The organism is Immundisolibacter sp., from assembly GCF_041625615.1.
Lineage (GTDB): Bacteria > Pseudomonadota > Gammaproteobacteria > Immundisolibacterales > Immundisolibacteraceae > Immundisolibacter.
Window position 1 is genome coordinate 1 of sequence record NZ_JBFJTF010000149.1, and the last position, 4,971, is coordinate 4,971.

At 67.3% G+C, this 4,971-nt stretch carries 5 protein-coding genes; 3 read left to right on the forward strand and 2 right to left on the reverse strand.

Annotated elements, in window-relative coordinates; all coding sequences use genetic code 11:
- A partial coding sequence (locus ABYX71_RS10280; protein ID WP_372696407.1) for a VOC family protein occupies positions 1–724 on the forward strand: 724 nt, incomplete at its 5' end.
- A gap of 20 nt (positions 725–744) precedes the next feature.
- Here the strand turns inward: ABYX71_RS10280 and ABYX71_RS10285 are convergent.
- Both ABYX71_RS10285 and ABYX71_RS10290 read right to left on the reverse strand, forming a co-directional pair.
- Positions 745–1,134 (reverse strand): DUF488 domain-containing protein, encoded by a 390-nt coding sequence (locus ABYX71_RS10285; protein WP_372696408.1) that lies wholly within the window; start codon positions 1,132–1,134, stop codon positions 745–747.
- 70 nt (positions 1,135–1,204) lie between these two features.
- Positions 1,205–2,674, reverse strand: a complete 1,470-nt coding sequence (locus ABYX71_RS10290; protein ID WP_372696409.1) for a UbiD family decarboxylase — start codon at positions 2,672–2,674, stop codon at positions 1,205–1,207.
- A 221-nt stretch (positions 2,675–2,895) separates the two neighbouring features.
- Between ABYX71_RS10290 and ABYX71_RS10295 the strand changes: the two genes are divergently transcribed.
- Positions 2,896–3,717, forward strand: a complete 822-nt coding sequence (locus ABYX71_RS10295; RefSeq protein WP_372696410.1) for a p-hydroxycinnamoyl CoA hydratase/lyase — start codon at positions 2,896–2,898, stop codon at positions 3,715–3,717.
- Between the two features lie 75 nt (positions 3,718–3,792).
- Complete coding sequence (locus ABYX71_RS10300) at positions 3,793–4,725, forward strand: ABC transporter substrate-binding protein (protein ID WP_372696411.1); 933 nt, start codon at positions 3,793–3,795, stop codon at positions 4,723–4,725.
- The last annotated feature ends 246 nt before the right edge of the window (positions 4,726–4,971 follow it).

Genomic DNA, 4,971 nt, shown 5'->3' on the forward strand with positions numbered 1-4,971 from the left:
CGCGGGCGACCTGGAGACGCTCGAGGCGGCCGTCAATGCCGCCGGCGTGGCGGTGACACGGGCGCCGGCCGGCGCGCTGACCGGCATGGGCGAGTCCATCACCTTCGCCATTCCCGGCGGCCCCGTGCTGCGCCTGTTCGCCGAGCTGCCGCAGATCGGCTACATGACCGGTTTCGATTCACCGGACTGGGTCACGCCGCGGGCGCTGCGCGGCACGCCGGCACCGTTCTTCCTGAACCATGCCGGCATCACCGTGAGTGACCCGCAGGCGGCAGTGGATTTTCTGACCGGCGTCCTCGGGTTCGTGGTGTCGGAACGCATCGACAGCGACGACGGCGCGCGCCTGCTGTCGGCGCTGCTGTTTCGCATGTCCAAGGAAGCCGGCGGGCAGGAACTGGCGCTGTTTCCCGGGCCAGCCGGACGCTTGCACCACATCGCCTTCACCAAGGAAGACCCCAACGACATCCTGATCGATGGCCAGTATCTGCGTGAAGCGGGCGTGAACATCGACATCTACGGGCCGACGCGCCAGTCCTACGGCAAGACGTTCTCGCTGCACTTTCACGACCCGTTCGGCATTCGCCTGGAACTGTGCTCCGGCGGCCGCATCACCGAGGTGCACCCGCAGTTTCAGCCGGTACGCTGGACCGAATCACAGCTCGGCAAGGCCCTGTCGTACTTCGATCGCGACCTGCGCGCGGAATTCCTGCAGCCCAGCCTGTAGCCCGCCCCTGCGGCGGCCGCTCAGACCACCACATCGGCCCCGGCTTCACGCAACAGCTCGCGCAACACGCCGCGGTGACACCGCGTCTCGTCGGCGCAGTAGCAGCCCACCGAAAGGTCCGTGTGGAGCGATAAGGCCGCCAGCAGCGCCAGTGTGCGGCGCGTGCCGGGCGTCGTCATTTCGGCACGGTAGCGGGTCCGAAACCGCTGCCAGTCCGCCTCGTCGGCCGCCTGCCGCGCCGTGCGCAGCAACGCCGCGGAGGGCGCCAGCTCCGGGTACCAGACGTCGTACCAGTCGCCGCTGGCGTGCTGGTTCTTCGGCACGCCGCGCGGCGGCCGGCGCACGGTGCCGATCCGCAGCCCCTCGCCCGGCAGGCGCGGGCTGCCCAGACGGACGATGCGCACACTCATGCCGGGCTCGGGCGGCCCCCAGGCCAGCCGGCGCTGAAACCGGCCGACCTGGGAGAATGACGCCGCCTTTTCAGCGTTGCAGCCCCCAGCGCGCGAAGTTGGCCAGCACTTTTTCCTTCACCGCGTCCGGGTAGGTGTTGTTGAAGGCCAGGCGATGCGGGCGCTGCTCGGCCGTCCACTCGATCGGCCAGGTGCAGTCGAACAGCACGTTGCCACCGCCGGCACCGAACTCGCGCAGCGGATGACCGGCAATGTAGGGCGTCAGCGGGCTGTTGATGTGGCCGGGATAGATGTGGATGTCGCGTACCGGGTTGCACTTGGTGCACATGGCGTGGAACACCTCGCCCAGGTTCCAGGGGTCGACGTCCTCGTCCACCACGATCACGTACGGGAAGTAACTGGCGTTGCGGTCGGTCCAGCTGATGCTGGAAATCAGCTGCGGAATGCCGGCGTACGGCGTTTTGGTGGACACCACCACCGCATGACAGCCGCTGAACTCCGGCACGGCCACGTCGACGATGGGCACACCCTTGGCACGCAGGGCCTCCTTCACGCTGGAGGCCACCTCCAGCACCCACATCATGGCGTCGTCCACCGGCACGCCAAGGCAGGTGGCCGGCAGGATGGGATCGCTGCGGAAGGTGAGCGCCGACAGGCGAAACACCGGCCGCGGATTGGTGCCGGACACCACGTACCCCGGGTACTCGCCGAACGGGCCCTCCTCCCGATCGTCGCCGGGGCTGACCGTGCCCTCCAGCACGATCTCCGCATTGGCGGGCACGTACAGGTCCACGGTCTTGCACTTGACCAGCTTGACCGGCTCGCCGCGGATACCACCGACAACCTCCACCTCGGATACCCCCGGCGGCACGCTGGACGAGGCCACGATGTTGTGCATGGGATCACCGCCGAAGAACATGGCGTACTCCATGACCTTGTCCTCGGCGCGGTACTTCTTGAGGATCTGGCCGCCCTGGTTAAGGGGGCCCAGCCACAGGCCGGTGCTCCGCCGGTCGTGCTTCATGCCGCGGTAGGTGCCCCAGTTCACCCACTCGGAATCGAAGTCCTTGCACACGCCGATGTTGAGCGTGCCGACGTAGGGCCCGCCGTCCTGCGGGTGCAGCCTGGCGATCGGCAGCAGGTCCAGATTCACCTCGTCGCCCAGCAGCACGTGCTCCTGGCAGCTACCGGACGACACGATCTCCGGCTTGATGCGCTTGCCGTGCAGGCCGTCGGCGAAGACATCGGTCACCACCGAGTGCGGCGTGTCCGGCGCCAGGCCGAATGCGACGGCAATGCGCTCCTTGGTGGCGAAGGGGCCACCCAGCAGCGTCGCGCCCTTCATGGCGCCCTTGCAGTTGGTGAACCACTGCGCCGGGGACAGGCGCTCGTTGGCCAGGCGCATGATGGCGCCGGCTTCGGTCTGTGGGTCGATTTCGTCATCGATGCGCACCAGGTGGCCGGTGCGTTCGAGCTCGTGCAGCCAGGCCCGAAAATCCATCAGGCCGCTGTGGGTCACACGTTGCGTGGTCTGGTCCATGGTTCTCCTCCGGACAGGTGTTGGTTATCGACATCCGTCCATGGACACAACGGTGACGGGGTGCGCCACCAGCCCGCGCTGGGCCGAGCGGATGGTTATAGACCTGCACACGGCCGCGTGCAAGGCGAAGGCAAAGCCTGCTAGATTTGGCGGCGCGTTGAACATACCGATCGTTCGGTAAACACCCGCAACGCCAAACAAGTCACCATCCGAGGAACACCATGGCGAGTTATCAAACGGTCCTGCTGGACATCCGGGACAGCGCCGCTTACGTCACCTTCAACCGGCCCGAGAAGCGCAACTGCATGAGCCCCACCCTGCACGCGGAAATGTGCAAGGTGCTGGACGAGATCGACCAGGCGCGCTGCAAGGTCATCGTCATCACCGGCGCCGGTGACGCGTTCTGCGCGGGCATGGACCTGGAAGGCTGCTTCCTGGAGCCGTTCGACAAGCCCGAGCTGATGGCCGAGATCAACACCAACGCGTTTGGCTGGTTCACGCGCCTGAAGAACCATCCGGCGGTCACCATCGGCAAGGTCAACGGCTGGTGCTTCGGCGGCGGCATGGCGCTGGCCGGCGTGCTGGACATCGTGCTGGCGGCGGAGGAATCCACCTGGGGCCTGTCCGAGGTCAACTTCGGCATTTTCCCCGGCGGCGGCACCACCTGGGCCTATGCCAACAACATGCCCTCCCGCAAGAAGGCCCTGTACTACGCGCTGACCGGCGAGACCTTCACCGGCAAGCAGGCCGAGGAAATGGGCTATGCCACGCGCGCGCTGCCGCTGGCGCAGCTCGATGCCGAGACCGACCGCGTGGTTAAGATGCTCAGCCGCCTGGGCCGCACCGTGCTGGCCAAGACCAAGGAGGTCTACGAGAAGGTGCGCTGGATGGATTTCGAGCCCGCCATCGACTACGAGATGGCCAAGCTGTGGGAACTGTCGCGCGAGACCAACGACGACTGGGTACGCACCGCCCTGGCCTCGTTCAAGCGGCGCGAGTTCAAGCCCGGCACGCAGTCCTACACCCTGACACGGGACGTCTGAACCGCGCAGGGGGCATGGACGCCCCCATCGATCGGATAATGGGCACTTCCCGATTCACAGCCGGATGTGCCCGTCATGCCCAATTCCGCTCTCACACCGTTCACCTGGGGCCACGCCAACCAGGGCGGCCAGCACGACTGGCCATTCCTGATGGCGCTCGATCAAGGTTTCTTTGCCGACGAGGGCATCGACCTCACCGTCCGGGTGATTCCGGGCGGTGATGCGCTGGCCAAGGCCATGGGCCGTGGCGAAATCGACCTCGGCCGCATGGGTACGCCGCCCTTCCTGCAGGCGGTGACCAACGGCAGCTTCCCGGACGGGCGTGTCGTCGCCAGCAGCGTCATCGGCAATCTCGACCACTTCCTGCTGGTGGTGCGACCGGACATCACCGATGTGCGGCAACTGCGCGGCCACACCGTCGGCGTCCTGTCCAGGGGCAGTTGCGACGGTCACCTGATGCGGATGCTGCTGGCCCGCGCCGGGCTCGACCCGGAACACGACGTGCGCTACCAGGAACTGTGGAGCGAGTACGAATCGCTGGACGCCATGGCCGACGGCAGCGTGTCGGCGCAGCTGATGGTCGAGCCGCTGGTGGCGCAGGGCGAGGCCGCCGGCGTGCTGCGCCTGGTGGGACCGGCCAGCGAGGCCGAGCCGCACTTCCAGTGGGGCCTGCTGGTGGCGCGCGCGGCGTTCGTGGAACAGCAGCCCGAACTGCTGACTCGCCTGCTGCGCGCATACCTGCGCGGCGTGGCGCACTGCCTGGCGGAGCCGGCCGCGCTGCGCGCCCTGCTGCTGTCACGCGCGGACAACACCCTGTCGGCGGCCGAGCTGGAGCGCGCCTTCGAGCGCACGCTACCGGTATGGAACCGCACGGGTGCCATCGATCTGCCCGGCCTGCGCCGCGCGGCGCAGGTCATGCACGACATCGGCAGCATCCCCGCGCCGCTCGACGTCGACCCGCTGGTGGACCTGCGCGGCCTGCCGGGCGAAGGCCAGGGACAAGGCTGAAAACGCCGCCCCTGGCCGTGTTCAGCTCACAGCGGCGCGGTACATGCCCGCGCCGGGCGCCGTGAATCCGGCACCGTGTGCCCGGTCCTGTCCCGAACGGGAAGCGCCGAATCAATCGGCGCTTCGCTAGAAATCCACCTGCAACTGCGTGATGAACCCGCCGTAGTCGACGCCTTCATCGGCGTCGAACCAGGCATATTCGTTCAGCAGGCGGATGTTCGGATTGAAGATATAGGTCGCCATCAA

Excerpts from the sequence above, each read along its gene's own strand:
- ABYX71_RS10295 (WP_372696410.1), top strand. The coding sequence starts at position 2,896 with ATGGCGAGTTATCAAACGGTCCTGCTGGACATCCGGGACAGCGCCGCT.
- ABYX71_RS10290 (WP_372696409.1), bottom strand. The coding sequence starts at position 2,674 with ATGGACCAGACCACGCAACGTGTGACCCACAGCGGCCTGATGGATTTT.
- ABYX71_RS10300 (WP_372696411.1), top strand. The coding sequence starts at position 3,793 with ATGCCCAATTCCGCTCTCACACCGTTCACCTGGGGCCACGCCAACCAG.
- ABYX71_RS10285 (WP_372696408.1), bottom strand. The coding sequence starts at position 1,134 with ATGAGTGTGCGCATCGTCCGTCTGGGCAGCCCGCGCCTGCCGGGCGAG.